The 25,509-nt window shown below is 72.2% G+C and carries 24 protein-coding genes; 15 read left to right on the top strand and 9 right to left on the bottom strand.

What is annotated here, in order from left to right; all coding sequences use genetic code 11:
• Positions 1-353 precede the first annotated feature (353 nt).
• Positions 354-1,034 (top strand): M23 family metallopeptidase, encoded by a 681-nt coding sequence (locus tag ACYVLJ_RS27795; RefSeq protein ID WP_451977949.1) that lies wholly within the window; start codon positions 354-356, stop codon positions 1,032-1,034.
• Positions 1,035-1,308: 274 nt separating this feature from the next.
• On the opposite strand, the gene ACYVLJ_RS27790 is transcribed toward ACYVLJ_RS27795, so the two are convergent.
• Positions 1,309-1,440: a hypothetical protein gene (locus tag ACYVLJ_RS27790; protein ID WP_460440900.1), complete on the bottom strand. Its 132-nt coding sequence runs from the start codon at positions 1,438-1,440 to the stop codon at positions 1,309-1,311.
• Positions 1,441-1,857: 417 nt separating this feature from the next.
• The gene (gene pcrA, locus ACYVLJ_RS27785; protein WP_451977955.1) at positions 1,858-4,269 is read right to left on the bottom strand and encodes a DNA helicase PcrA; all 2,412 of its coding nucleotides are present in this window, start codon (positions 4,267-4,269) and stop codon (positions 1,858-1,860) included.
• A 155-nt stretch (positions 4,270-4,424) separates the two neighbouring features.
• On the opposite strand from pcrA, the gene ACYVLJ_RS27780 reads away from it, so the two are divergent.
• From ACYVLJ_RS27780 to ACYVLJ_RS27750, 7 genes are all read left to right on the top strand, one after another.
• Positions 4,425-4,850: a DUF1707 SHOCT-like domain-containing protein gene (locus ACYVLJ_RS27780; RefSeq protein ID WP_451977958.1), complete on the top strand. Its 426-nt coding sequence runs from the start codon at positions 4,425-4,427 to the stop codon at positions 4,848-4,850.
• Positions 4,851-5,011: 161 nt separating this feature from the next.
• On the top strand, positions 5,012-5,308 hold the full coding sequence (locus tag ACYVLJ_RS27775) for a chorismate mutase (RefSeq protein ID WP_451977960.1): 297 nt from the start codon (positions 5,012-5,014) through the stop codon (positions 5,306-5,308).
• 64 nt (positions 5,309-5,372) lie between these two features.
• The gene (locus tag ACYVLJ_RS27770) at positions 5,373-5,690 is read left to right on the top strand and encodes a hypothetical protein (RefSeq protein ID WP_451977964.1); all 318 of its coding nucleotides are present in this window, start codon (positions 5,373-5,375) and stop codon (positions 5,688-5,690) included.
• 337 nt (positions 5,691-6,027) lie between these two features.
• A complete protein-coding gene (locus tag ACYVLJ_RS27765) occupies positions 6,028-7,188 on the top strand; it encodes a hypothetical protein (protein WP_460440899.1) in 1,161 nt (386 codons plus the stop codon).
• Positions 7,189-7,447: 259 nt separating this feature from the next.
• Positions 7,448-8,308, top strand: a complete 861-nt coding sequence (locus ACYVLJ_RS27760; protein ID WP_460440898.1) for a hypothetical protein — start codon at positions 7,448-7,450, stop codon at positions 8,306-8,308.
• A 215-nt stretch (positions 8,309-8,523) separates the two neighbouring features.
• Complete coding sequence (locus tag ACYVLJ_RS27755; protein WP_460440897.1) at positions 8,524-10,176, top strand: serine/threonine-protein kinase; 1,653 nt, start codon at positions 8,524-8,526, stop codon at positions 10,174-10,176.
• A 13-nt stretch (positions 10,177-10,189) separates the two neighbouring features.
• A complete protein-coding gene (locus ACYVLJ_RS27750; RefSeq protein WP_460440896.1) occupies positions 10,190-11,269 on the top strand; it encodes a serine/threonine-protein kinase in 1,080 nt (359 codons plus the stop codon).
• Here the strand turns inward: ACYVLJ_RS27750 and ACYVLJ_RS27745 are convergent.
• Positions 11,266-12,168 (bottom strand): LysR family transcriptional regulator, encoded by a 903-nt coding sequence (locus ACYVLJ_RS27745; protein ID WP_451977978.1) that lies wholly within the window; start codon positions 12,166-12,168, stop codon positions 11,266-11,268. The genes ACYVLJ_RS27750 and ACYVLJ_RS27745 overlap by 4 nt on opposite strands.
• 103 nt (positions 12,169-12,271) lie before the next feature.
• Here ACYVLJ_RS27745 and ACYVLJ_RS27740 point away from each other — a divergent pair, with 103 nt between their 5' ends.
• A complete protein-coding gene (locus ACYVLJ_RS27740) occupies positions 12,272-13,240 on the top strand; it encodes a DMT family transporter (RefSeq protein ID WP_460440895.1) in 969 nt (322 codons plus the stop codon).
• 278 nt (positions 13,241-13,518) lie between these two features.
• Here the strand turns inward: ACYVLJ_RS27740 and ACYVLJ_RS27735 are convergent, their stop codons facing one another.
• On the bottom strand, positions 13,519-14,199 hold the full coding sequence (locus tag ACYVLJ_RS27735; protein ID WP_460440894.1) for a transcriptional regulator: 681 nt from the start codon (positions 14,197-14,199) through the stop codon (positions 13,519-13,521).
• 7 nt (positions 14,200-14,206) lie between these two features.
• Positions 14,207-15,508 carry a PspC domain-containing protein gene (locus ACYVLJ_RS27730; RefSeq protein ID WP_451978174.1) on the bottom strand — a complete coding sequence of 434 codons (1,302 nt, stop codon included), beginning with the start codon at positions 15,506-15,508 and terminating at the stop codon, positions 14,207-14,209.
• A 130-nt stretch (positions 15,509-15,638) separates the two neighbouring features.
• Here ACYVLJ_RS27730 and ACYVLJ_RS27725 point away from each other — a divergent pair, with 130 nt between their 5' ends.
• Positions 15,639-16,934, top strand: a complete 1,296-nt coding sequence (locus ACYVLJ_RS27725) for a PspC domain-containing protein (RefSeq protein WP_460440893.1) — start codon at positions 15,639-15,641, stop codon at positions 16,932-16,934.
• Complete coding sequence (locus tag ACYVLJ_RS27720) at positions 16,927-17,163, top strand: hypothetical protein (RefSeq protein WP_460440892.1); 237 nt, start codon at positions 16,927-16,929, stop codon at positions 17,161-17,163. Before ACYVLJ_RS27725 ends, ACYVLJ_RS27720 begins: the two co-directional genes overlap by 8 nt.
• Positions 17,164-17,218: 55 nt before the next feature.
• Here ACYVLJ_RS27720 and guaA read toward each other — a convergent pair whose 3' ends face one another.
• The gene (gene guaA, locus ACYVLJ_RS27715; protein WP_451977993.1) at positions 17,219-18,775 is read right to left on the bottom strand and encodes a glutamine-hydrolyzing GMP synthase; all 1,557 of its coding nucleotides are present in this window, start codon (positions 18,773-18,775) and stop codon (positions 17,219-17,221) included.
• A 107-nt stretch (positions 18,776-18,882) separates the two neighbouring features.
• Here guaA and ACYVLJ_RS27710 point away from each other — a divergent pair, with 107 nt between their 5' ends.
• Positions 18,883-19,428: a DinB family protein gene (locus tag ACYVLJ_RS27710; protein ID WP_460440891.1), complete on the top strand. Its 546-nt coding sequence runs from the start codon at positions 18,883-18,885 to the stop codon at positions 19,426-19,428.
• An 87-nt stretch (positions 19,429-19,515) separates the two neighbouring features.
• Positions 19,516-19,971 (top strand): hypothetical protein, encoded by a 456-nt coding sequence (locus ACYVLJ_RS27705; protein ID WP_460440890.1) that lies wholly within the window; start codon positions 19,516-19,518, stop codon positions 19,969-19,971.
• On the opposite strand, the gene ACYVLJ_RS27700 is transcribed toward ACYVLJ_RS27705, so the two are convergent.
• A complete protein-coding gene (locus ACYVLJ_RS27700; RefSeq protein WP_460440889.1) occupies positions 19,959-20,567 on the bottom strand; it encodes a rhomboid family intramembrane serine protease in 609 nt (202 codons plus the stop codon). The genes ACYVLJ_RS27705 and ACYVLJ_RS27700 overlap by 13 nt on opposite strands.
• A 74-nt stretch (positions 20,568-20,641) precedes the next feature.
• Here ACYVLJ_RS27700 and ACYVLJ_RS27695 point away from each other — a divergent pair, with 74 nt between their 5' ends.
• Both ACYVLJ_RS27695 and ACYVLJ_RS27690 read left to right on the top strand, forming a co-directional pair.
• Positions 20,642-21,676: a zinc-dependent alcohol dehydrogenase family protein gene (locus tag ACYVLJ_RS27695; protein WP_460440888.1), complete on the top strand. Its 1,035-nt coding sequence runs from the start codon at positions 20,642-20,644 to the stop codon at positions 21,674-21,676.
• 42 nt (positions 21,677-21,718) lie between these two features.
• Complete coding sequence (locus ACYVLJ_RS27690; RefSeq protein WP_460440887.1) at positions 21,719-23,164, top strand: aldehyde dehydrogenase family protein; 1,446 nt, start codon at positions 21,719-21,721, stop codon at positions 23,162-23,164.
• Here ACYVLJ_RS27690 and ACYVLJ_RS27685 read toward each other — a convergent pair.
• Entirely contained in the window at positions 23,161-24,633 is a 1,473-nt protein-coding gene (locus tag ACYVLJ_RS27685; RefSeq protein WP_460440886.1) for an FAD-binding oxidoreductase, read from the bottom strand. The two genes, ACYVLJ_RS27690 and ACYVLJ_RS27685, sit on opposite strands and share 4 nt — an antisense overlap.
• Before the next feature lie 161 nt (positions 24,634-24,794).
• Complete coding sequence (locus tag ACYVLJ_RS27680; protein WP_451978014.1) at positions 24,795-25,502, bottom strand: maleylpyruvate isomerase N-terminal domain-containing protein; 708 nt, start codon at positions 25,500-25,502, stop codon at positions 24,795-24,797.
• Positions 25,503-25,509: the final 7 nt, after the last annotated feature.

The raw sequence follows: 25,509 nt of genomic DNA, 5'->3' as shown, positions 1-25,509 counted from the left end.
TGGGTAATTCCCACAGGTGGGCGCCTGATCGATGCCACCCGATCGGCCGACGCGCGGGGCAGATCTTGCTTACAGCGGTGCCCCTTCGTTACTGTCCCCCGGTCCCCATTACAGTCAGGTCACGAAGCAGGACGACGAGCGAACCACCCCCGAGGTTGGCTCACCGGGTTCCCCCGCCCGCAGTCCTCAGACCCGGCTCCCCGACGATGGAAGGCTCTGTCTTGGCTTCACACCGCTCCCCCGGCGGCCAAGCTCCTTCCCCGGCACTGAAGGACGCACTCGAAGGTGCGGTCGTCCGTGTCCGGGGTGCGCACCGCATCGCCCCGCCCTCCTCGGCCCTTCGTGGCCGTGTCGTGGTCGCCGCCGTGGCGGCCGGTGCGTTCGCCGCCGCAGCTGCGGGACAGACCCTCAAGACCGTCACCGATTCCGACGCCGCCGTGACGCCGCTGGCCAACAGCCAGGACGCCAGCGCTTCCCTGACCGCGGGAGGTGCGGGCTCCGGGGGTGCCCCCGAGCTCCTGCCGACCGGGCACGCCGTCGACGCCTCCGCCGAGGCCGCGAAGATCGCTGACAGCGCCTCCATCACGCAGGCCCGTGAGCAGCGCGAAGCCGACGCCGCCAAGAAGGCCGCCGAAGACGCCGCTCGCCCCAAGACCTGCCTCCCGGCCCACGGGACCTTCACCTCGGGCTTCGGTGCCCGGTGGGGCACGAGCCACCTCGGCATCGACATCGCCAACGCGATCGGCACCCCGATCTACGCCGCCTCCGACGGCACCGTGATCGAGGCCGGCCCGGCCAGCGGCTTCGGCCTCTGGGTGCGCGTCCAGCTCGACGACGGCACGATCCAGGTCTACGGCCACATGAACAGCTTCTCCGTCAAGGAGGGGCAGAAGGTCAAGTGCGGCCAGCAGATCGCCGAGATCGGCAACCGCGGTCAGAGCACCGGCCCGCACCTGCACTTCGAGGTGTGGCAGAACGGCACCAAGAAGATCGACCCCCGGCCCTGGCTGGCCGCGCGCGGCATCGTCATCTGATCCGTTCACCCCACTGCGATCTTCGTCCGCGAAGACGCCGCATTCGAACAGTCCGGCTGCAGCGCCATGATCCGCCGCTGAGGGCCGACGACGTCCCTCGGCCGCGCGAAGAACGGCAGCCCGCAAGGGAACGCCGTGGCTGATCAAAAGGTGGCTGATCAACAGCCGAAGAATGGTCCAGACCGGCGCAGCCCGCCCGAAGTCCCTCAGGGCGCCCGAGACCTTCTTGAGCCCCCGCAAGGCCGTCAGAAACGGCCTCAGGGCCCGGAACCGGCTAGCGCTGCCCGCCCGGCAACCGGCGGATGAAGTACGCGACCGCGACCTGCCACACCGTGCACAGCCCCGCGCGCCGCCGCACGGGCAGCCGGTCCCAGAACAGCCGGTCCCAGAACAGCCGACCCCGCACTTCGGCGCCCCCCGCGGAGCGGACACGCGCGGCGCGACGTGTCGTCCAGCGGCGTCCCCGGCCGCAGGACACACAGTGCCCACAAGTGACGCAGTGACCGTCCGCGCCCAGCTCGTGCTGCCTGAGCAGCGCTTGCCAGGCGGCGGCCAGCCGGCACGCCTCCGCTCCCGCACGCGAAGGATTTCCCGGGGCCCCCGAAGGCGCCCGACCCCGATCGGGAACCGCAGTCCCCAGGACTCCTCGCAAGTATTTCTGTACCCCTTCGGCCAACAGGTGAAACAGCACCGCGTCCACACCACACTACCCCCTCCGTCGAACTCTTGTTCGATCACGGGGTCAGTTGTACCGGGTGGGTACGACGATTTCGGCGGCGATCGCGAGGATCGCCGCCGGATTCACTCGTCCGGGTAACGCGCGCTAGAGCTTCACCATGGGGACGCTGCCGATCAGCATCAGGCGGACCTTGCCGGCCGCGCCGAAGTCGATCGTCGCCGTGGCCCGGGGGCCGACGCCGTCGCACGAGATCACCGTGCCCAGGCCGTACTTGTCGTGGCTGACCCGGTCGCCGACGTCCAGCTTCAGCGCCACCGTGTCCTTCCAGCCCTTCCCGAACGGCGACGTGCCCGAAGACGGCGAAGGCGAAGACCGGCGCCCGCCCCACGTCGTGGCCGCCCGCGGGGTGCCGCGCGAACCGCCGCCGAAGCCGAACCCGGGGCTGGACGGCTCGAGCCGTCGCCAGTCGACGAGGTCCGGCGGCAGCTCGTCGAGGAACCGCGAAGCCGGGTTCATCGACGGCTGGCCCCAGGCCGAGCGCGTGATCGCGCGTGAGACGTACAGGCGCTTCCGGGCCCGCGTGATCGCGACGTACGCGAGCCGCCGTTCCTCGGCCAGCTCGGTCGGGTCACCCAGCGCGCGCATGTGCGGGAAGACCCCGTCCTCCCAGCCCGTGCAGAACACCACGGGGTACTCCAGGCCCTTCGCGGTGTGCACGGTCATCAGCGTGACCACGCCCGCGCCGCCGTCGCCTTCCTCGCCGCCGTCGGGCGAAGGCACCGAGTCGGCGTCCGCGACCAGCGACACGCGCTCGAGGAACGCCGGCAGCGAACCCGGCGCCGGGACACCCTCGTCCACGACCAGCTCGGCGTTCTCGTCCGCGACGACCTCGGCGGTGATCTCGGTGAACTCGCGCGCCACCGTGACGAGTTCGTCCAGGTTCTCCACGCGCGTGTGGTCCTGCGGGTCTTCGGACTCCTCGAGTTCGATCCGGTAGCCCGTCTTGTCCATCACCGCTTCGAGGACGTCGTGCACCTCGGCGCCGTCCGCGATCAGCGCGCCCAGCTCGTCGAGCATGGCGACGAACCCGCCGATCGCCTTGACCGAACGCGGGTTCAGCAGCGCCACCTTGCCGTCGACGGCGTCGCGAAGCGCCTGCGCGAAGGAAATGCGCTCGCGCTCGGCGTGCGTCGCCACGACGGCTTCGGCGCGGTCGCCGATGCCGCGCTTGGGGACGTTCAGCACGCGGCGCAGGCTGACCGTGTCCTCCGGGTTCGCCAGCACGCGCAGGTACGCGATCATGTCGCGGACTTCGCGCCGCTCGTAGAACCGCACGCCGCCGACGACCTTGTACGGCAGGCCGAGCCGGATGAAGATCTCTTCGAAGACGCGGGACTGGTTGTTGGTGCGGTAGAAGACGGCGACGTCGGAGTAGTCCGCCTCGCCCTTCTCCGCCAGCGAGTCGATCTCACCCGCGACGAACGCGGCCTCGTCGTGGTCGTTGTCCGCGACGTAGCCGACGATCTTCTCGCCGTCACCCGAGTCGGTCCACAGCCGCTTCGCGCGACGGTTCGGGTTCCGCTCGATGACAGCGTTCGCCGCGGACAGGATCGTCTGCGTGGAGCGGTAGTTCTGCTCCAGCAGAATGGTGTGCGCGTTCGGGAAGTCCCGCTCGAACTCCTCGATGTTGCGGATCGTCGCGCCGCGGAAGGCGTAGATCGACTGGTCCGCGTCACCGACGACGACCAGCTCGGCCGGGTCCACCCCGGCCTCGTTCGGCGCGGTCCCGGCCAGCTCGCGGACCAGGGTGTACTGCGCGTGGTTCGTGTCCTGGTACTCGTCGACCAGCACGTGGCGGAACCGGCGGCGGTAGTACTCGGCGACCGCCGGGAACGCCTGCAGCAGCGAAACCGTGCGCATGATGAGGTCGTCGAAGTCGAACGCGTTGGCCAGCGAAAGCCGCCGCTGGTACTCGACGTAGACCTCGGCGACGCGGCGCTCGAGGTCGTTGGCCGCGTTGGCCGACGCCGTGTCCGGGTCGGTGAGCTCGTTCTTCAGGTTCGAGATGTGCACGGCGAGCGTGCGCGCCGCGTACTTCTTCGGGTCGATGTCGAGGTCGCGCGCGACGAGCGTGATGAGCCGCTTCGTGTCGTCCGAGTCGTAGATGGAGAAGTTCGACGACATGTCGAGCGTTTTGGCTTCACGGCGCAGGATCCGCACGCACATCGAGTGGAACGTCGACACCCACATGGCGTTCGCGCGGCGCCCGACGAGCGCGGCCACGCGCTCGCGCATCTCGGCGGCCGCCTTGTTGGTGAACGTGATCGCCATGATTTCGCCCGGGTGCACGCGGCGTTGCCCGAGCAGGTAGGCGATCCGGCGGGTCAGCACCCGGGTCTTGCCCGATCCCGCGCCCGCCACCACCAGCAGCGGGCCACCGGCGTGGGTGACGGCTTCGCGCTGGGCGGGGTTCAGGTCGTCGAGCAGCTCGGCCTGCCCGCCGGAAGCGGGCTTGCGCGCGGGGGTCTCGGCGGGGAGATCGAAGAGGGTGTCCATCGTCCGTCCACGCTACCCCGGGCGGGTCCGGCTCCGGGCAAAGCGTGCCGGGGTGGCGGCTCCGGGGTCCGCCGCGGCTACCGCGCCGGGCGTAGCGCGAGGTGTCGCCTGGCGTCCGACGCGCCGGCGGCCCGCCGCGCGGAGCATCGGCGGACATGGAAGACAACCGCACCGCCCGCATCCGGGCCGCCGACGCCGATCGCGAACGCGTCGCCACCGCCGTCCAGACCGCCGGCTCCGAAGGCCGGCTCACCCTCGAAGAGGTCGAAGAGCGCCTCACCCACGTCTACGCCGCGCGGTTCACCGACGAGCTGACCGCGCTCACCGCCGACCTGCCGCGGCCCGCGCCGGCCGCGCCCGGGTTCCCGCTCACCTTCGCCGCGCTGCGGCGGCATCCCGCGCTGCGGCTGCACCTCGCCGTGGTCGTGGCGATCGCGGTCGTGGCCATCGTCCGGTGGGCGGTGCTGGGCGCCGGGTTCTTCTGGCCCGCGTTCCCGGTGTTCTGGCTCGCGGTCAGCGTCTTCGTTCATGCCCGGGTGCGCTCGTTCCGGGAGACGCGCGGGACCGCTGTGCCATACTGAACCCATGCGGCACCACGCAGAGCGATTTTTTTACGGGACCCGGACTCCGGCTCCCGTGATCGCGTAGTGCCCGAACCGCCATCACGCCAGCCCCGGAGTCCACGGACCCGGGGCTGTCGCCGTCCCAGGGGCCGGGTCCGGGCACCGAGGGAGAGGTCCCGATGAACGCACAAGCGACGAACGCCGACGGCCAGCCCGCCGAGCACACCCCCGCCGGAGACGACATCGCGTCGCTCCGCGAGGAGATCGACTGGCTGGACAAGGAGATCCTGCGCCTGGTGAAACGCCGGGTCGAGGTGTCCAAGACGATCGGGGCCGCGCGGATGGCCGCGGGGGGCACTCGCATCGTCTACAACCGCGAGATGGACGTCCTCGCGCGCTACCGGGAGCTCGGCCCGGACGGCAGGCAGCTGGCCATGGCGCTGCTCAACCTCGGCCGCGGGCGGCTCGGCCGGTAACGGTTGTCCGAATTCGGGGTCTTCCCTGAGGCACCGGCGGCCCGGCTGCGGGCAGACTGGACGCATGGACTGGCTCGTCAACCTCATCGCCGTCATCGTCGCGCTCGCGAGCGTGCTGGCCGCGCTGGGCCATGTGGGTTATCTGGCGCTGCTGAACAACGCGGCGGGTAAGCGCGGTGCCAGTGGCGCCCCGGTCGGGCAGTACGTCCGCAGCCGCTGGGCCATCGCCGGTGGTACCACAGCGGCGTCCTTGTTCGCCTGGCTGCTCACGGCCGGGGGACCGACGCTCGACGTGGTGGCGATCATCGTCGCTGCGGGTAGCGGTGTGGTGGCGACGAAGGCCCTGCAGTCCACGCGGGACCGTTACCGCTCCGGAGGCTGAATCCCCTGACCTGGGGTGATGGCGCTGAGTGAAACTCCGCAGCGTCAGCTTCCCCCTATCGGTCGCGCCCGACCGAGTGAAACCTGTGCAACTTGCAGGTTTGGGGGCGACTTTCTACGCCGGATGCTCCTAGGGTTGACGCCGTGAGGACCCTTGCGTCTGGGTCGGGCGAAGCCCGGAGGACGCGCGGGGGCACCGGCCCCGCGCGCCCAGTCTCGCATGCGCGTGCATCTGCGCAGGATTCGGAACGCGAAGCCGCTCGTGAGGATGGTGCTCCGATCGGGTCGTCCTGCGGCCGGACGGCGTCAGGACGGGGCCGCCGGGTGGTCGAGCCCACATGACCCACGGCACGGAGTTCCACGGACGCGGCACCGCGCCCGCGCATCCCGGGCGGCACCGGCTCGGCGGTTCGGACGGCTGGACGCCGCCCCTGCCCCCGGCCCGCGCCCCGCGCCACCACGCGGCCGGCCCGGCCCAGGTCGACCCGCCCGTCTCCGGGTCCCTCCCGCTCCCCCAGCCGCTGCCGCAACCCCGCGACCGGCGGCCCGCGGCCCCGCTCTTCCCCGCGTCGCAGGGCAGCCTGCCGCTGGAAGACGAAGCCGAGATCACCACGGAGTCGCGCGCCGACCAGGCGGCCCGGCGTACCCGCGTCTCGCTCGCCACCCCGCAGGCACGCGGCGTGGAGGAGGACGAAGACGTCCGGATCTACGCCGCGCCCCCGATCGACGGGCTCGGCGGCTTCACCATCGGCTCGGTGCCGGCGTCCGTGACCCCGCCCAAGACGTGGAAGAAGGCGGCCTGGTTCGCCACCGGTGCCTCCGGTGCCGTCGTCGTCGGGCTGCTGTTCGCCGGGTCGTACCTGGTCGGGAAGCCGCCGGCGGACGACGCCGTGCAGGGCGCGTGGCCCGGCTACCAGGGCGCCCCGACCGTCATCGACCCCTCCGGCGAGCCCCCCACCGACTCCCGGCAGGGCGGTTCCGCGGCGGGCCCCGACAGCTCGTCCCGGCCGGACAAGGAGGCCGGGCGGACCAGCGGCGGCGGCGCGGGCCCGGTCGACGGCGTCGCCCCGCCTCCCCCGGCGAGCACCGACGGGCCGCGGACGACCGACACCACGACCAGCCCGAGCGCCGCGCCGCAGAAGCCCCCGGTCACGCCCGCCCAGCGCGAAACCCCGGCGAAGGCGCCGTGGTGGTACTCCTTCCCGCCGGACGCCCAGACCATGGGCGACAACTCGGAGAAGTTCTTCAACACCGTCACGACGGACCCCGCCACGGCGTCGTCGGTGACCACCGGCCAGCTGCACGACCAAGGCGCGCAGGCCCTCGCGGAGCGGTACGCCGGCATCGCCTACTTCGAGGTCAAGAAGGTCAGCATCGACCAGCAACGCGGTGTCACCGTGAACACAGTCGAGATCACCCACACGGACGGTTCCAAGACGATGGAACAGCGCACGCTGACGTTCGGGGACGGCGACAAGATCACTTCTGACGGTCAGTAGCTGCACCTGCACGTGCGGTTCGCCCGTTCCGATGCACGTGCGGTGCGCTGAGCGGTTATCCCTGGTCCGGGTGGGTGACATAAGCTGCCGCTCGTCGTATCGCGACGGCATTCCGGCGACAGAGCCTGGTGATGCCCGTCCGCACAGGGTTACCTGACGACAGCGGATCCGGAACCGGCCACGAGTCGGCCATCCGGACCAACGGAAGCCCGGCCGAACGGCCGAGCCGCCGTCCCCGGAACCCAGAGCGAGGACATTCGTGCTTGATCGGCAGCGAACACGGCGTGAAGCACCGCACGCCGTCCGCGTCGAGGACGTGATCCCGGCCGAGATACTCGACGGCGTCGGCGACGCCGACCGCGACTATCTCGAGCAGGTCTTCCGCGACCCGCAGAAGTTCCTGCCGCCGCGCACGGAGCCCGTCCGTGAGCCGGACCAGGACGACGACGCGGGTGACCCGGAGAGCCGGTTCGTCCGCCGCGCCAAGCTGGCCGGGCTCGTCGCCGCGGGGGCGCTCGTCGCCGGCGCGGTGGTCGCCGCGCCGATGCTGACCAGCGCGCACCGGGCGGTGTCCGACACCGCCCAGGCCACGCCCAGCGGCTTCAGCGGCGCCGCGGAGCTCGGCGGCCTCGCCGTCCCGCAGCACCAGGCCGGGGGCGGCGCGCCCGAGCAGCGCAGCGTGCCCACGGCGAGCACGCACTCCGGCGGCGCGCCGTCGGCGGAGGAGTCCAGCGGCGGCAGCCCGCAGCCCCAAGCCGGGCCGGCCCCGGCGGACGCGGTGCCGGACGCGGCGGCCGACGCGCGCAGCGCGGCCCGGAAGATCCAGGCCGTCAAGGACTTCTACGCCGCCATCGCGCGGGATTCGGCGGGCGCGCTCGCGCTGCTGAGCCCGTCCCTGGCCGACGGCGCGGCCGGCGAGCTGGTCCGCACCTGGAGCTCGATGGACGCCATCGACGTCCAGGAGGCCGACACGCAGATCAAGCCGGACGGCTCGATCCTCGCGGTCGCCACGCTGCACCGGCCGGACGGCGCCCTCGTGCGCGTGACGCAGCTGTTCCGGGTCGCCGACGCCGGCGGGCTGATCACCGAGGCCGAGCTCATCTCGGCCCAGTACATGTAGCCCTCGGCGATCACCCCTTCACCCGTGGTTCAAGTGCCTGTACCGGATTCGTGTGCGCAGAGTGAGCGCCTAGCCTTGTCACGGGCCGGTCTCAGCGAAGCCGGCACACAGCCCACGACATGTGCATACGCTCCAGCGAAGCGGCGTGCGCGTGGCCGCGTCACCAGGCACCGATCCTCACGCCCTGGTGAAGTCGGAGCCCAAAGGGAGGTCGCGTGAGCGACGAGGGTCGCCTGGTCGCCGATCGATACCGCATCGTCGGCCGGATCGGCACGGGCGCGATGGGGGCGGTCTGGCAGGCGCACGACGAGGTCCTGGGCCGCACCGTGGCCATCAAGCAGCTCCTGCTCCAGCCGCACCTGGACGAGCACGACAAGGAAGACGCCCGGCAGCGCACGATGCGCGAGGGCCGGATCGCGGCTCGCCTGCACCACCCGAACGCGATCTCCGTCTTCGACGTCGTCACCGACGACAACGGCCAGCCGTGCCTGATCATGGAGTACCTCAACTCCACCAGCCTGGCCGCCGTGCTGCAGGAACGCCGCACGCTGCCGCCGACCGAGGTGGCGCGCATCGGCGCCCAGGTCGCGGCGGCCCTGCGCGAGGCGCACGCGGTCGGCATCGTGCACCGCGACATCAAGCCGGGCAACATCCTGCTGGCCGGCAACGGCACCGTGAAGATCACCGACTTCGGCATCTCGCGCGCCAAGGACGACGTCACGGTCACCAAGACCGGGATGATCGCCGGCACCCCCGCCTACCTGGCCCCCGAGGTCGCGATCGGCGGCGACCCGGGGCCCGAGTCGGACGTCTTCTCGCTCGGCTCGACGCTCTACGCGGCGTGTGAAGGCCAGCCGCCGTTCGGGCTGTCGGAGAACACGCTGAGCCTGCTGCACGCGGTCGCGGCCGGGCAGATCATCCCGCCGCGCCAGTCCGGGCCGCTGGCGAGCGTGCTGGCCGTGCTGCTGCACCCCGACGTCCAGCACCGGCCGACCGCCGAGGAGTGCGAAGAGCTGCTCGCGGCCGTCGCCCGGGGCGAGACGCCGCTGGGCGCCCCGGCGGACGAGACCGTGATGTCGCCGTCCGCGGGTGTCCTCGGGGCCGGTGCGCTCGGGGCCGGCGCCCTCGGCGCGGCCGCCGCCGCGGACCCGAACGCGACCCAGATGTTCGACGAGGTCCCGGCGGGCCACTCGGGCAGCCTCCTCGACGGCGGTCAGGCCCCGACGCAGGCCGTGCCGTACTACGACGAGGACGACTACCCGGAGGGCTCCGGCTACCCGGAGGACGACTACGACGGGTACGACCGCTACCCCGAGGACCACCAGCCGCAGCAGTACGTCGGCGGCGTGCCGCCGGGCCTGGCCGCGACCCGCGCCGTGCCGGTGCCGCCGCACGAGCAGGGCCGGTACGCGGACGACCCGTACGACGACTACGACGACGAGCCGCCCCCGCCGCCGCGGCGCGCGACCGGCCCGGTCGACGACGAAGACGAGCGGCCCGGCGCCTGGAAGCGCCCGGCGATCATCGGCGGCGTCGTGGTCGTGGCCCTGGTCGCGCTGGCCGTCTGGCTGCTGAGCCCGAACAACCCGGAGGCACCGGCGGCGCCGGTGTCGAGCAGCAAGCCGAAGCCCGCCGCGACGTCGGAGTCGCTCCCGTCCACGACGGAGGAGCCGATCAGCACGGCGGAGGTGCCGCCTCCGGCATCGGAGACGACTACGTCGAGGCGCACGACCACGCGGAGCACCGAGCCGAAGACGACTCCGAAGACCACGACGCCGGAAACGACACCCACGACGCCGACGACTCCCACGAAGCCGACCGACACCGGCACCGGTTCGACGGCGCCGACGTCCCCAGCTAGCGGATGATCAAGGATCCGACTTGAGTTCTGAAGGAACCATCGTCGGCGGCCGGTTCCGGCTGGACCAGCCGATCGGCCGTGGCCGCGCGGGCATCGTGTGGCTGGCGTTCGACACGCGGCTGTTCCGCACCGTCGCGATGAAGCGGATGTACCTGCCGGTCGGGCTGACCGGCGAGCGCGCCGAGCAGGCCCGCGCGGCCGCCATGCAGGAGGGCAAGGACGCGGCGCGGATCGAGCACCCGTGCGCGATCAAGGTGTTCGACGTGCTGCCCGACGGCCAGGACGTCTGGCTGGTGATGGAGTACATCCCGTCGCGCAGCATGGCGACGTTCCTCGCCGAGCACGGCCGGCTGACGCCCGACCAGGCGGCGCTGCTGGGGATCCAGCTCGGCAACGCGCTCGCCGCGATCCACGCGGCCGGGTTCGTGCACCGCACGCTCGAGCCGGGCACGGTGCTGCTGGCCGACGACGGCGGCGTGAAGCTCACCGACATCGGCATCAGCGGCGGCGGGCCGCACGCGGCGTACGTGGCGCCCGAGGTGGCGCGCGGGCTGCCGCCGACGCCGCCCGCGGACGTCTTCTCCCTCGGCTCGACGCTCTACACCGCGGTCGAGGGCGTGCCGCCGTTCGGCGACGACGGGCAGTCCTCGGAACGTCCGCCGCAGAACGCGGGCGTGCTCACCGAGGCGCTGCGGAAGATGCTGCGCCCGGACCCGACGACGCGCCCGACCATGGCGGACACGGTCCGCTCGCTGAAGGCGATCACCGAGGGCCGGGAGACGGCGTTCATCCCGCCGACCGCGCCCGCCATGCCGACGATGCCCGTGGGCCGGCCGCCGATGCCGCCGTCGGGACCGCAGTTCCAGCAGCAGATCCCGGTCACGCCGCCGCCCGGCTACGCGGCCCAGGGCGTGACGCAGCAGATCCCGCCGGTGCACGCACCCCAGGCGACGCAGTACGCGCCGCCGCCGGCTCCTCAGCCCCCGCAGCAGCAGGGCGAGTGGACGCTGCCGGTGTCGAAGAAGACGCTGATCACCGTGGCCGCGATCCTGGCGGCCGTGCTGGTCGGCATCCTCGTCTCGGAGCTGTTCTTCGTCTAAGCCACCTTGGCGGTCGCCGCGCGCATGGCCTCGAGCAGCGTGCGGACGGCCGGGTGGCCCCACGCGCGCGACGCCACGGCGGCGTGGATCGCGCGCGCCGGCTCCGGGTTGCGGATCTTGCGGACGACCACGCCCGGGTGCTGCGCGCCGAGCCCGAGTTCCGGGATCAGCCCGACGCCGATGCCGGCGGCGACGAACCCCTGCGCCGTCTGGTAGTCCTCGGATTCGACGACGACGTTCGGCGCGAAGCCGGCGGACGCGCAGGCGCTGTCCAGGATGTCGCGGCAGACGCCGGGCAGGCCGTCGACGCCGACCCACGGCTCTTCCGCGAACTCCGTCAGGTCGAGCACGCGCTTGCGGGCCAGCGGGTGGGTCTTGGGCAGCACGGCGCGGTACGGGTCGTCGAGCAGGTGCACCAGCTCGACGCCCTTGGCGGGCGGGGTCCTGCGCGGGAAGACGGTGATCGCGACGTCGGCTTCGCCCGCTTCGACGTCGGCCATCGGGTCCTGCGGCTCGACCAGCTTGAGGTCGAGGCGGACGCCGGGGTGCTCGCGCCGGACGGCGGCGATGGCGGGCGGCACCAGGGACGCGCCGGCCGTCGCGAAGTAGCGGATCGCGACGCGGCCGATGCGGCCCTCCTTGAGCTCGGTCAGCGCCGCCTCGGCCTTCGCGAGCTCGGTGCTCAGCGTCTCGGCGTGTTCGGACAGCAGCGCGCCGGCTGCGGTCGGCCGGACGCCGCGCCCGACGCGTTCGAGCAGTTCGGTGCCGGCTTCGCGTTCCAGGGCCGACAACTGCTGGCTGATCGCGGACGGCGTGTAGCCGAGGTTGCGGGCCGCGGCGGTGATCGACCCGCTGGTGATCACGGCGCGGAGGACCTGCATGCGGCGGACGTCGAGCATGGCCCGATCGTACAGCTGAGCTTAAGCGTCCCTGCAGTTATTTTCGCTTGTCCTTATGACTTCGCGGCGCGAAGCTGGCGCTTGATCGGAGAAGGAGGACCGGGTGGGAGAGACGAAGACCCTGCTGAGGATCGCCGCGCTGGCGTTGATGTGGGGCTCGAGCTTCTTCTGGATCAAGCTGGGGCTGGGGATGTTCTCGCCGGTGCAGCTGGTGCTGGCGCGGCTGGTGCTCGGCGCGGCGACGCTGGTGCTGCTGTGCCGGCTGCAGGGAGCGCGGCTGCCGCGCGGCCGGCGGATGTGGGGGCACCTGGCGGTCGCGGCGTTCTTCCACAACGCGCTGCCGTTCCTGCTGTTCGCGATCGGCGAGACGACGGTCGACTCGGGGATCACCGGCGTGCTGAACTCGACGACGCCGCTGTGGGTGCTGCTGGCGGCGCCCCTGATGGGGACGTCGTCGCGGATGACCGGGACCCGGCTGGCGGGCCTGGTCGCCGGGCTCGGCGGGATCCTGCTGATCTTCGCGCCGTGGCAGGCGTCGGGACTGCTGAGCTGGGGCGCGCTGGCCTGCCTCGCGGCGGCGGCGAGCTACGGCTTCGCGTTCGTCTACGAGGGCAAGTACCTGTCTGCGACTTCGGTTTCGCCGTACGCGATTTCGGGCGGGCAAATGCTGCTGGCCAGCGGGATGCTCGTGGTGGCGCTGCCCGCGGGCGGGTTCACGCCGGTGCACGTCTCGCCGGTGCCGCTGCTGGCGATGCTGGTGCTCGGGGTGGGGTCGACGGGCATCGCGTTCGCGCTCAACTACCAGCTGCTGGCGAGCGAAGGCGCGGTCGCGGCTTCGGTGGTCGGCTATCTGCTGCCCGTGGTCTCGGTGCTGCTGGGCGCGGTGTTCCTGGGTGAGCAGCTGAACCTGCGGGTGATCGCGGGCATGCTGGTCGTCCTCGGCGGGGTCGCGCTGACCCGCCTCCGGAAGCCGGAGCGAGGGGCCCTGGAGGAGCCCGGTGACCAGGCGGATGGGCTTGGTGACGACACCGCCGGGCGCACACCCCGGCCTCTCGCTCCCCTGGCCGACTGATCGGGTCGGTCCAGCGATGAACGATCTGGTTCGTTAGCAGCGGCTTTCTCGGGCGCCCTGTTAACGATCTAGTTCGTTAGCGTCCACGGCCAATGAACGTTCCAGTACGTTAACGGGCTCGGCGCGATGAACGAACCGGTGAGTTAACGCCGAGCCGAGGCTAGTGGACGATCTAGTTCGTTAAACCGCCGGGCAGGGCGGCCGCAATGAACGATCTGGTTCGTTCGGGCCGGGCGGTGGAGAGCGAACGGGCGGCGGTCGGAGCGACGGCTGGGAAATCAGACCAGGCGGCGGTCGGAAGCCCAGCGAGACAGCTCGTAGCGGTTCGAAAGCTGAGTCTTCCGAAGAACGCTCGAAACGTGCGTCTCGACGGTCTTCACCGAGATGAACAGCTCCGACGCGATCTCCTTGTACGCATACCCCCGCGCCAGCAACCGCAGGACGTCGCGCTCCCGCGGCGTCAGCAGGTCCAGCTCCGGATCGTTGATCGGCGCCGAACCGGGACGGTCCGCGAACGCGTCCAGCACGAACCCGGCCAGGCGCGGCGAGAAGACCGCGTCGCCGTCGGACACCCGGACGACCGCCCGGACCAGTTCCTTGGACGAGATCGTCTTCGTCACGTACCCACGGGCACCCGCGCGGATGACCGCGATGACGTCCTCGGCCGCGTCGGACACCGACAGCGCGAGGAACACCACGTCCGGCAGCTCCGGGCGGACCCGGCGCAGCACCTCGGCGCCGCCGCCGTCGGGCATGTGGACGTCGAGCAGCACCACCTGCGGTTTCGTCCGGGCGATGCCTGCCACCGCCTCGGCGACCGAGCCGGCTTCGCCGACCACCTTGACCTCGTCGGTGATCGAGTCGAGCTCCGTGCGCACCCCCGCGCGGAACAGCGCGTGGTCGTCGACGAGGAACACCTTGACCGGTTCGCGCTGGGTGTCAGTCACGTCGTCGAGCATAGCCGCCTCACGCTGCCCCCTTGCCCGCTTTCACCGGCATGGCGAGCTGCACTTCCGTGCCCTCCCCCGGCGCGGTGCGCACCTTGCACGTGCCGCCGTGGCGGGTCATCCGGCCGCGGATCGAGTCCGCGAGGCCGTGGCGGTCGTCCGGGACGAGGTCGGGGTCGAAGCCCTTGCCGCGGTCGCGGACGAACACCGTCACCGAGGTCGGCTCGACCTCGGCGAAGACGCTGACCTCCTCGACCCCGGCGTGCTTCGCCGCGTTGACGATCGCCTCGCGCGCGGCCTGGACCAGCGCCACCAGGGACTCGTCGAGCTCGGCGTCGCCGACGACGACCTGGCCGACCGAGATCGCGAACGTGTCCTCGACCTCGCCGCACGCCGTTGCGAGTGCTTCCGACAGCCGGCCGGTGGTCTGGGCTTCCTCGGCCGGGGACTTCTCGGCCGGCTTGCCGTAGCCGTTGGGGCCGTAGAGCCAGCCGCGCAGTTCACGCTCCTGGCTGCGGGCGAGCCGGGCGACCTCGCGGGGCTGCTCGCTCTGCTTCTGGATCAGGGCCAGGGTCTGCAGGACGGAGTCGTGCAGGTGCGCGGCGATCTCGGCGCGTTCGTCGGTGCGGATGCGGGCCTTGCGCTCGTCGGACAGGTCCCGGACCAGCCGCAGCCAGAACGGCACGGTCAGCACGGCGACGCCGATGAGCGTCGCGACGACCGCGATCAGCGCGAACTGGACCTGGTCGAGCGTGCCGCTGCGCAGCACGACGACCGTGATGCCGGTGATCACCAGCGCCACGCCGGCGACGATCCGGATCGCGGCCGACCAGCCGCCCCCGCCGAGGAACGCCCCCGCGAAGCCGTCCTTCGCCCCGACGCGCCAGCGGCGGCGCTGCGACTCGTCGGCCTCCCGCCAGACGACGGCGAGACCGATCATCGCGACCGCGAGCGGCACGGCGACCCAGCCGCTGATGAACCCGGTGAGCGTCCCGCTCGCGACGGCGAGGCCGACGCCCAGCGCGATCAGGCCGAACGCCTGCTGGCGCTCCTTCGACGTCGGCGCCTTCGCGGTTTCTTCGGTCTGCTGCTGGACGAACACCCAAAGGAGCCCGTACGCGAGCAGGCCGGCGCCGTTGAGGGCGGCGAGCAGCGCGAAGGCCGTCCGCACCCAGACGACCGGCACCCCGAGGTGGTCGGCGAGACCACCGGCGACCCCGGCGATCGCCCGCCCGGACCGGCGCCGGAACATCTTGGGCTTCTCCGGGACGGCCACCTGCTCGGTGGTGACGTGGTCGAGGGACTCCTGCACGGGGTCCATGGTCACACGCACGGGCCTGGGGTTCCATCGGGGAAGCCCCTGATCCGGTCCCAGGGGCGCGCCCCTCTCCGGGGAGAATCAGGGACCATCCCGGATGTCCGCCCGACCGGCGTGCCGCATGCTCTTCGGTATGAGTGGTGCGAGTGAGACACGGGCACCGAAGCCGAGTCCTCTGAACGGCTTCGAGGAAACCGTGAAGGACTTCTGGGTCAGCCGTCCGCGGCGGCCGCACGCGGGGCGGAAGGTGGCCGGGGTGGCCGCCGCGATCGGGTACCGGTACGGGATCGACCCCGTCGTCGTGCGGGTCGCCTTGGTGGTCGCGACGATCTTCGGTGGGTTCGGTGTCCCCTTCTACCTGCTGGGGTGGCTGTTCCTGCCCGGCGAGAGCGACGAGGTCTCCGGCTTCGAGTCGCTGATCGGGCGCGGCCGGTCGTCCGTGTCGCCCGCGTTCGCCGTGGTGCTTTGCGTCCTCACCGTCGTCAGCGTCGGGGGCAGCTTCAGCGGCTCGTGGTTCGACGGCGGGGCCCTCATCAGCTTCGCGCTCATCGCCATCGCGCTCTACCTGCTGCACCGCAGCCGCGGCCAGGAGAACCGGCCCGCTCCGGTCGTCTCACGGGCGCACTCGACGTCCTTCACCGGGAACGGAGCCTTCACCATGACCGACACCGCGACCGCCGAGGCGAAGTCGCCGTCCCAGGGCTGGGATCCCCTCGCCGCCGACCCGGCCGGCTGGGACCTGCCCGAGCCGCCGTCGTCGCAGCCGCCCGCGCCGCCGACGTCGGCGCACGAACCACCGCGCCACCACCCGCGCCGCCGCAACTCCAAGGTGGGCTCGGCGACCTTCGGGCTCGCCGTGGTCACCGCCGGCGGTGGCGTGCTGGCGAACCTCAACGGCGCCACCTGGTTCTCCGCGCAGCACATCATCGGCCTGGTGCTGGGCGTGGTCGGGATCGGCCTGGTCGTCGGGGCGTTCGCCCGCGGCGGGCGCGGCCTGATCGGGCTCGCGGTGCCGCTGGCGATCGCCGGCATGATCCTGACGACCGTGCCGTTCCAGAACTTCGACTTCCGCGGCGGCGCGGGCGACCTCAAGGTGACGCCGCGCTCGGCGACCGACGTGAAACCGCTCTACCAGCACGCCGCGGGCGACATCGACCTCGACCTGACCGCGCTGCCCGCCGGCTCGCCGATCACCACGGAGGTGGTCAACGGCGCGGGCGACACCAAGATCACCGTGCCGGACACCGCGGACGTCACCTACGACTGCCACACCGGCGCCGGCACGACCGACTGCTTCGACCGGTCCGTCGACGGCATCAGCCAGGACACCCTGAGCGGCACCGACTACGGCACGGACGGCCCCGGCGGCCAGAAGATCACCCTGCACGTCAAGAACAGCGTGGGCAACGTGGAGGTGCGCCGTGGCTGACCAGAACCCCTACGCCTACGACAACCCGGCGGAGGCTCCGCCCGCGCGGCGCGGCGTGGACGTCTTCACCCTGATCGTCGGGGTCGCGACGCTGCTGATCTCGGCCTACGTCCTCTCGGACGGCGCGAGCTGGCTGCCGACGTTCGACTTCCGCTGGGTGATCGCCGGCGGCGCGGTGTTCGTGGGGCTCATGCTCCTCGGCGCGTCCTTCGGGAAACGCCGCCGCTAGCACCGAAAACCACCACTCTCTCGAGGCCCCGGATCCCACGCCGGGGCCTCGAGTCCTATTCCCACTCGATGGTGCCCGGCGGCTTGGACGTCACGTCCAGGACCACGCGGTTGACCTCCGCGACCTCGTTGGTGATGCGGGTGGAAATCCGCTCCAGAACGTCGTAGGGCAGGCGCGTCCAGTCCGCGGTCATCGCGTCCTCGGACGACACCGGGCGCAGCACCACCGGGTGGCCGTACGTGCGGCCGTCGCCCTGGACGCCGACGCTGCGGACGTCCGCGAGCAGGACCACCGGGCACTGCCAGATGCTGCGGTCCAGCCCGGCCGCCGTCAGCTCCTCGCGCGCGATCAAGTCGGCCGCGCGCAGGGTGTCCAGGCGCTCCTGGTCGACCGCGCCGATGATCCGGATGCCCAGGCCGGGGCCGGGGAACGGCTGGCGCTGCACGATCGTCTCGGGCAGGCCCAGCTCCAGGCCGACGCGGCGGACCTCGTCCTTGAACAGAAGCCGCAGCGGCTCGACGAGCTCGAACTGCAGGTCGTCCGGCAGGCCGCCGACGTTGTGGTGGCTCTTGATGTTGGCCGTGCCCTCGCCGCCGCCGGACTCGACGACGTCCGGGTACAGCGTGCCCTGGACCAGGAACTTGTAGTCGCCCTGCGCCTTGAGGTCGCGCTCGGCCTGCTCGAAGACGCGGATGAACTCGCGCCCGATGATCTTGCGCTTCTCTTCGGGGTCGGTGACGCCGGCGAGCGCGTCGAGGAACCGCTCGCGCGCGTCGACCGTGACGAGGTTGACGCCGGTCGCGGCGACGTAGTCCCGCTCGACCTGGGTGCGCTCGCCCGCGCGCAGCAGGCCGTGGTCGACGAACACGCAGGTCAGCCGGTCGCCGATGGCGCGCTGCACCAGGGCCGCGGCCACCGCGGAGTCGACGCCGCCGGAGAGGCCGCAGATCGCGCGGCCGTCGCCGATCTGGTCGCTGATCCGCTGGATCTGCTCTTCGACGATCGACGACGTCGTCCACTGCGGCTTGATGCCCGCGATGTCGTGCAGGAACCGGCGCAGGACCTCCTGGCCGTGCGGCGAGTGCGCGACCTCGGGGTGGTACTGGACGCCGGCGAAGCGGCGCTCGACGTCTTCGAAGCCGGCGACCTCGGCGCCGTCGGAGGACGCGGTGACGACCGAGCCTTCCGGCGCCTTGGTGACGCTGTCGTTGTGGCTCATCCACGCGGGCTGGTGCGCGGGCAGCCCGGCGTGCAGCACGCCGCCGTCGCCGGTCACGCGGACCTCGGTGCGGCCGAACTCGCGGACCCCGGTCGGCTCGACGACGCCGCCGAGCGCGCTGGCCAGCAGCTGGTGGCCGTAGCAGATGCCGAAGATCGGGACGCCCGCTTCGGTGAGCTTCGGGTCCATGCTCGGGGCGCCTTCGGCGTACACGCTCGAAGGGCCGCCGGAGAGGATGATCGCCGCGGGGTTCTTCGCGAGCATCTCCTCGACGGTCGCGCTGTGCGGCACGACCTCCGAGTAGATCTGTGCCTCGCGGACGCGCCGGGCGATCAGCTGCGCGTACTGCGCCCCGAAGTCCACGACGAGAACCGGACCGGTGGGACTGGGCACCTGGCGACCTCCTGGCTGCGGCGGGATTGACGTCCATCGTCCCAGGTGGGCTGGGTCACCCGGGATTCAGGGCCGCCTCTGTCCTCGATCCTTCCTATGGTTCCCGCATGGCTGTGAACTGGACCAAGGAACTGACCGACCAGCTCGACTTCCACTGGCAGGTGCACACGCGCCCGAAGCTCGAGGGCCTCACCGACGACGAGTACCTCTGGGAGCCGGTCGCGGGCTGCTGGACCGTGCGGCCGCGGAAGTCGGACGACGAACCCGGCACCGGGCCGTTCACCATCGACTTCGCCTTCCCCGAGCCGGCCCCGCCGCCGGTCACGACGATCGCGTGGCGGCTCAACCACGTCCTCGTCGGCGTCCTGGGCATGCGGACGGCGTCCCACTTCGACGGCCCGGCGATGACCTACGACGACTACCCGTACCCGGGGACGGCGGCCGAGGCCATGGCGTTGCTGGACGAGTACTACGCCCGGTGGGTCGAAGGCGTGAAGTCACTCGACGACGAAGGCCTCGCGAAGGCGTGCGGCCCGGCTGAAGGCCCGTACGCGGAGTACCCGATGGCGACGCTCGTGCTCCACATCCACCGCGAGATGATCCACCACTGCGCCGAGGTCCTCCTCCTGCGCGACCTCTACCGGAGCCGGTGATCTGTAACGCCGAGTCACCGTCGGCCCGACACAACGGGTATCGAGGGCGGCGCCGACCCGGGGCCCGCCACCGCCGAGGGGGCCCGCATGCTCTACCGACTCCGCCCGCCCGGCCGTCTGACCTGGTGTGACGTGCCGGGTTACGCGGTCTGCCGCCCCGACGACCAGCCCCTGCCCGACTGGGAACGACTGTCGTGGGTGCCCGCCGAAACGCGTGCGTTCAGCAACAACCTCCTGCGCATCGCCGTCCGCTACGGCACCCGGTCGGGCAGCGGGATCGTCCTGGACGCCCGGCACACCGAGGACCTCGGGCGGGCCGACGAACTGCGGTGCGAGCAGATCGCCGTCGCCCAGGCCCGGGCGGACCTCCACCGGGGCACCGGAGTGGACGTGCTCGACGCCGGCCGGGAAGCCCAGTCGTGGGACCGCGCCGAGGAAGCGGCCCGCCAGGCCGAAGCGGACCTCGCCGAGCTCCTGGCCGTGCCCCCGCAGCCGCACCTGGTCGCGCACTGGTGCCGCCTCGGTGGCCACTACCCGGACTGAACACTCCCGACCGGCCGCGGCAGGCTCAGGAAGCCGAGTGCCATTCCCAGCAGCAGGGGCAGGCCGTGGTTGTCGTGGACGAGCGTGTCGGCCACGGCCAGCACCGGCGCCGCGAACGCCAGGACGCGGAACTGCACCGGCAGCGTGACGCCGTAGCGCCGCGAGGCCACCAGCACCACCACGGCCAGTGCGCCGACCAGGCCGGCCACGCACATCGAGTTGCCCGCGCCGACCGGGTTCAGCCAGACGTAGCTCATGAACTGGCCGAACAGCCCGCAGCCGAAGTAGAGCAGCAGCCACCGCGCGCGCCCGAAGACGCGCTCGGCGAGCGTGCCGGACACCGCCAGCCACACGAGGTTCGAGACCAGGCCGAACGCCCGGCCGTCCTGGAAGAACATGCCCGTCACCAGGCGGTACCACTGGCCGTCGTCGATGCGGGCCGCGTCGCGGACGACCGCGTCGTACAGCGGCGGGTGCACCAGCTGCGCGATCCCGCACGCCAGCGTCACCGCGAAGACCGCGGCCGTGAGGTACGGGCGGCGGGCTCCCATGGCGAGGGCGGCGAACGGGTTGCGGGATGCGGTGCCGGTGGTCATGGACGAAAATCCAGGCGCGCCACCGCCGTCGCACCCCCGACGTTTGTCACGTTCCGCCCAGGGAAGGCCCCAGTATGCGAGCGACAGTCATCTACGGCGCCGGCGACGTCCGGGTCGAGACCGTGCCGGACCCGAAGCCGGCCGAGCCCACCGACGTCGTCCTGCGCGTCGTGCGGTCCTGCATCTGCGGCAGCGACCTCTGGCCGTACGCCGACATGCCGCCGCGCGAGCACGGGCGCCGGATCGGGCACGAGTTCCTCGGGATCGTCGAAGAGACGGGCGCCGACGTCACGACCGTCAAGAAGGGCGACCTCGCCGTCGCGCCGTTCGTCTGGTCGGACAACACCTGCGAGTTCTGCCAGGAGGGCCTCCAGACGTCGTGCCTGCACGGCGGCGGCTGGGGCGCGAAGGGCGTCGACGGCGGCCAGGGCGAGGCCGTCCGCGTGCCGCAGGCCGACGGCACCCTGGTCAAGCTGCCCCACACCGAGGACGACGACCTGCTGGCGTCGCTGCTGACGCTGTCGGACGTCTTCTCCACCGGCCACCACGCCGCGGTGAAGGCGCGCGTGAGCGAGGGCCAGAACGTCACCGTGATCGGCGACGGCGCGGTCGGCCTCTCCGCCGTCCTCGCGGCGAAACGCCTCGGCGCCGCCCGGATCGTCCTCATGGGACGCCACCAGCCGCGAACCGACCTCGGCCGCGAGTTCGGCGCGACCGACGTCGTCGCCGAGCGCGGTGAGGAGGGCATCGAGAAGGTGCGCGAGCTGACCAACGGCCGGGGCACGCACGCCGTCCTCGAGTGCGTCGGCACCAAGGGTGCCTTCGAGATGGGCGTCGGGGTCGTGCGCGCGGGCGGCGCGGTCAGCCGCGTCGGCCTGCCGCAGTACGAGGACGCCCCCGTCGGCGTGGGCGTGTTCCGCCGCAACGTCACCATCACCGGCGGCGTCGCGCCGGCGCGGCACTACATCCCCGAGCTGTTGCCGGACGTCCTCGACGGCAAGTACCAGCCGGGCCGGGTGTTCGACCGCACGATCGACATCGAGGGTGTGCCGGACGGCTACCGGGCCATGGCGGACCGCGAGGCGTTGAAGGTGCTCATCAAGCCGTAACCCGTCCGGGTGGGGGTTCCCACCCGCATTACGTTGGTGGGTATGGACACGATCACCCCCGAGCCGCGCCCCGCGTGGATCGCCGGCCGCCCGGAGGCGGGCGCCACCACCCTCGTCGTGCACCACCCGTACGACGGCAGCGAGGTCGCCACGGTCGCCGTGCCCGGGCCGGAGCAGGTCGAACGCGCGGTGACCGCGGCGGTGGCCGTCGCGAAGGAGCTTCGCAGCACGCCGGCGCACGTCCGCGCGGGCGCGCTCGAGCACGTCTCGCGCGTGCTCGCCGGGCGCGCCGAGGAAATCGCCGAAGTGATCACGGCCGAGAACGGCAAGCCGCTCAAGTGGGCCGAAGCCGAGGTCAAGCGGGCCGTTTCGGTGTTCCGCATCGCGGCCGAGGAGGCGCGCCGGTTCACCGGCGACGTCCAGCGCCTCGACACCGACCCCGCCGGCGAGGCGCGGCTGGCGCTGACCCGCCGCGTCCCGCGCGGGCCCGTGCTCGGCATCGCGCCGTTCAACTTCCCGCTCAACCTGGTGGCGCACAAGGTCGCGCCGTCGCTGGCGATCGGCGCGCCGATCATCGTCAAGCCCGCGCCGCGCACGCCGTTGTCGGCGCTGATCCTCGGCGAGATCCTGGCCGAGACGGACCTGCCCGAGGGCTCGTTTTCCGTGCTGCCGCTGGGAAACGAGGAGACCCAGGCGCTCGTCGCGGACCCGCGGCTGCCCGTCGTGTCGTTCACCGGCTCGGGCCCGGTCGGCTGGTCGCTCAAGGACGCCGCACCGCGCAAGCACGTCGTGCTGGAGCTCGGCGGCAACGCGGCGGCCGTCGTGCTGCGCGACTGGCCCGACCCCGAAGGCGCCGCGCACCGCATCGCGACCTTCGGCAACTACCAGGCCGGCCAGTCCTGCATCGCCGTGCAGCGCGTGATCGTGGACGCCGCCGTGGCCGAGGAGTTCATCCCCGCCCTGGTGGAGGCCGTGGAGTCGCAGCGGACGGGCGACCCGTACGACCGCAACACCGACGTCGGCCCGGTGGTCGACGAAGCCGCCGCCGAGCGGATCGTCGCGTGGGTCGACGAAGCCGTCGAGGCGGGCGCGAAGGTCCTCACCGGCGGTACCCGCGACGGTGCGACCGTCGCCCCCACGCTGCTCACCGACGTCCCGCCGGACACCAGGGCGTGGAACGAGGAGATCTTCGGGCCGGTGCTCGCGGTGTCCGTTGTGGACGGTGTCGACGAAGCCTTCCGCGCGGTCAACGAATCCGCGTACGGCCTGCAGGCCGGCGTCTTCACCACCGACGTCCAGCTCGCCTTCCACGCCTCGGCGGAGCTGGAGGTCGGCGGCGTGATCATCGGCGACGTCCCGTCCTACCGCGCCGACCAGATGCCCTACGGCGGCGTCAAGGGCTCCGGGGTCGGCCGCGAAGGCGTGCTCGCGGCGATGAACGACCTGACCGAGGAGCGCGTCACGGTCTTCACCGGCATCGACCTCTAGGCCTGGACGCCCTGCCCGAACCGGAAGACGTTGAAGGGGTCGTACTTCTTCGCGATGTCCCCGAGGCGTTTCGCGTTGTCGCCGTAGTAGGCGGCCTTCCAGTCGGGCAGGGCGGGGTCGATGTAGTTGACGTACCCGCCACCCGCGCCCGCCGCGGCCAGGCCCGCCACGACTTCGCCGATCGAATCCGCGACCTGCGAGCGCGTCTTCGTCGTCGCGGGCGCGTAGACCTGCACGCTCGCCAGCGCGTCGCGGTGCCAGAACGCCGTCGCGTCCTTCGCCGGCTCGGCGACCTTGCCGCCGAGGCCGTCGATGAGCAGGTCCATGCCCGCGCGCCCGTCGGCGAGCGCGACGACCTTCCCCGCGTCGACGGGGGACGTGATGATCCGCGACGACCCGAGGAACGACTGCCGTTCGGAACTGCCCGCGAAGTAGTTCATGGCGCCGAGGTAGTCCAGGCTCTTCACGGTCCGCTGCGTCGGGCGCGCGCCGGCGTTGGCCGTGAGGTTGTTCAGCAGCGTGTTCAGCCCGGACGCGCCGCCGACGTAACAGCCGCCGACGCGGCACTGCACGGGCGATCCGCCGGAGAGCACGCAGTTCGCCCACAGCTCCGGCGGCATCGCGGCGATCCACTGCTGCCACGCACCGAGCACGTCGGCCGCCGAACCGGCCGGGAACCGCAGGGAGAACACCGTGACGTTCGGCGCGGGATCGGTGTCGAAGGTGAACTCGGTGACGATCCCGAAGTTGCCGCCACCCCCACCGCGCAGGGCCCAGAACAGGTCCGGCTCCGAGCTCGCCGACGCCGTCACCAGCTTGCCGTCGGCCGTGACGACCTGCGCGGAACTCAGGTGGTCGCAGGTCAGGCCGTACTTGCGGGAGAGCACGCCGATTCCGCCGCCGAGGGTCAGCCCGGCGATCCCGACCGTCGGGCAGGAGCCGGCGGGCAGCGCGCGCCCGGCCCGCGCCAGTCCGGCGTAGACGTCCTTGAGCTTCGCGCCGGCGCCGATCACGGCCTGCGTGCCCTGGACGTCCACGTTGTTCAGGGCGGAGACGTCGACGATCAGGCCGCCCTCGGGGACGGAGTAACCGGCGTAGCTGTGCCCGCCGCTGCGCGCGGCGAGCGTCAGCCGCCCGGCGGCCCCCTGGACGCAGGCCTGGACGTCCTGGGGCGTCGCCGCCGTCGCCACCGCGACCGGGTTGTTGCCGTCGAAGAGCGGGTTGAAGGCGTGCTTGGCCGTGTCGTAGCCGTCGCCGCCCGGGCGCAGCAGGCCGCCGGTCAGCTTGGTGCGCAGGTCGTCCCAGTTCGGCGGGCCGGTCGGCGGGCGCGAGATGGGCGGCCCGGACGTCGTCGGGAGCGGCGGCGCGGTCGAGGCCACGGGATCCGAAGGCGCACCCGAGCCGCACGCGGCCGCGACGGCACCGGCCGCCGAGACGCCGGCGACCCGGAGGAACGCCCTTCTGTCCATACGGGGGTGGACGTGCGGCCGTCCGGCGGGTTGCCCGGTCACCGGACCGGCCTGCTCACGCTGTCCACATCGGACTCCTCGCTGCCGGGGACGCCCAGTTTAGGACCGGACCCGAGCGTCGCGCGCTCCCGACCGGTACACGGAGGACGGTCGCGGGGAGTTCACCCCCACGCGGGGATGCGCGGCACGGTCCCGTCGAGGCGCTCGCCACCGGAGCGCCCGCTGAGCCAGGCCAGCAGCTCCCCCGCCGGCCCGGTGACGGTCGCCCCGGGCGCGGCCCCCATCGACCACTCGAACCCGTCGGCGGCCAGGCGCAGCGCGGGCAGGTGGGCGCCGCGGGAGACGATCGCGTGCTGGACGACGTCCTCGGTGAGCGGGCCGAGCAGGCCGAGCACCCGGTCGAGGTCGTAGCCCCGGTCGAGGTCGGCGAGGTGGATGGTCAGCTCGGACAGCCGCATCCGCGCGACGACGGTTCCGGTGACGGGCGCGCCCTGCCGGTTGCGGGCTTCGCGCGCCCACGCGTCGTCCGGCATGGCGACGGCGTACTCCTCGAACCGCGCGGCGGAGGCGACGAAGTCGGCGAGGATGTCGGCGGCACCGCGCTGGGCGCCGGCCTCGATGTCCGCGTCACGGGCTTCCGCGCTGGCGTACATCGGCGTCTCGACGCCGGTGTTCGCCCAGGTCAGGAGGTTCTTGAGACCATCGGCGTTGCGGGCGACGTGCGCGAGCACGTGCGCCCGCGACCAGCCGGGCAACGCGCTGGGTTCGCGCAGCTCCGGTTCGCCGAGGCCCCCGATGGCCCGGGCCCATTCGTCGTCGAGCAGTTTGATCCCGTCGAGCAGCGCGTGCGCCTTCTCGGATGCCGTCACGGCCCCG

The sequence above is a fragment of the Amycolatopsis stemonae genome (genome assembly GCF_054781455.1).
This window is presented reverse-complemented; position numbering and strand designations above follow the sequence as displayed.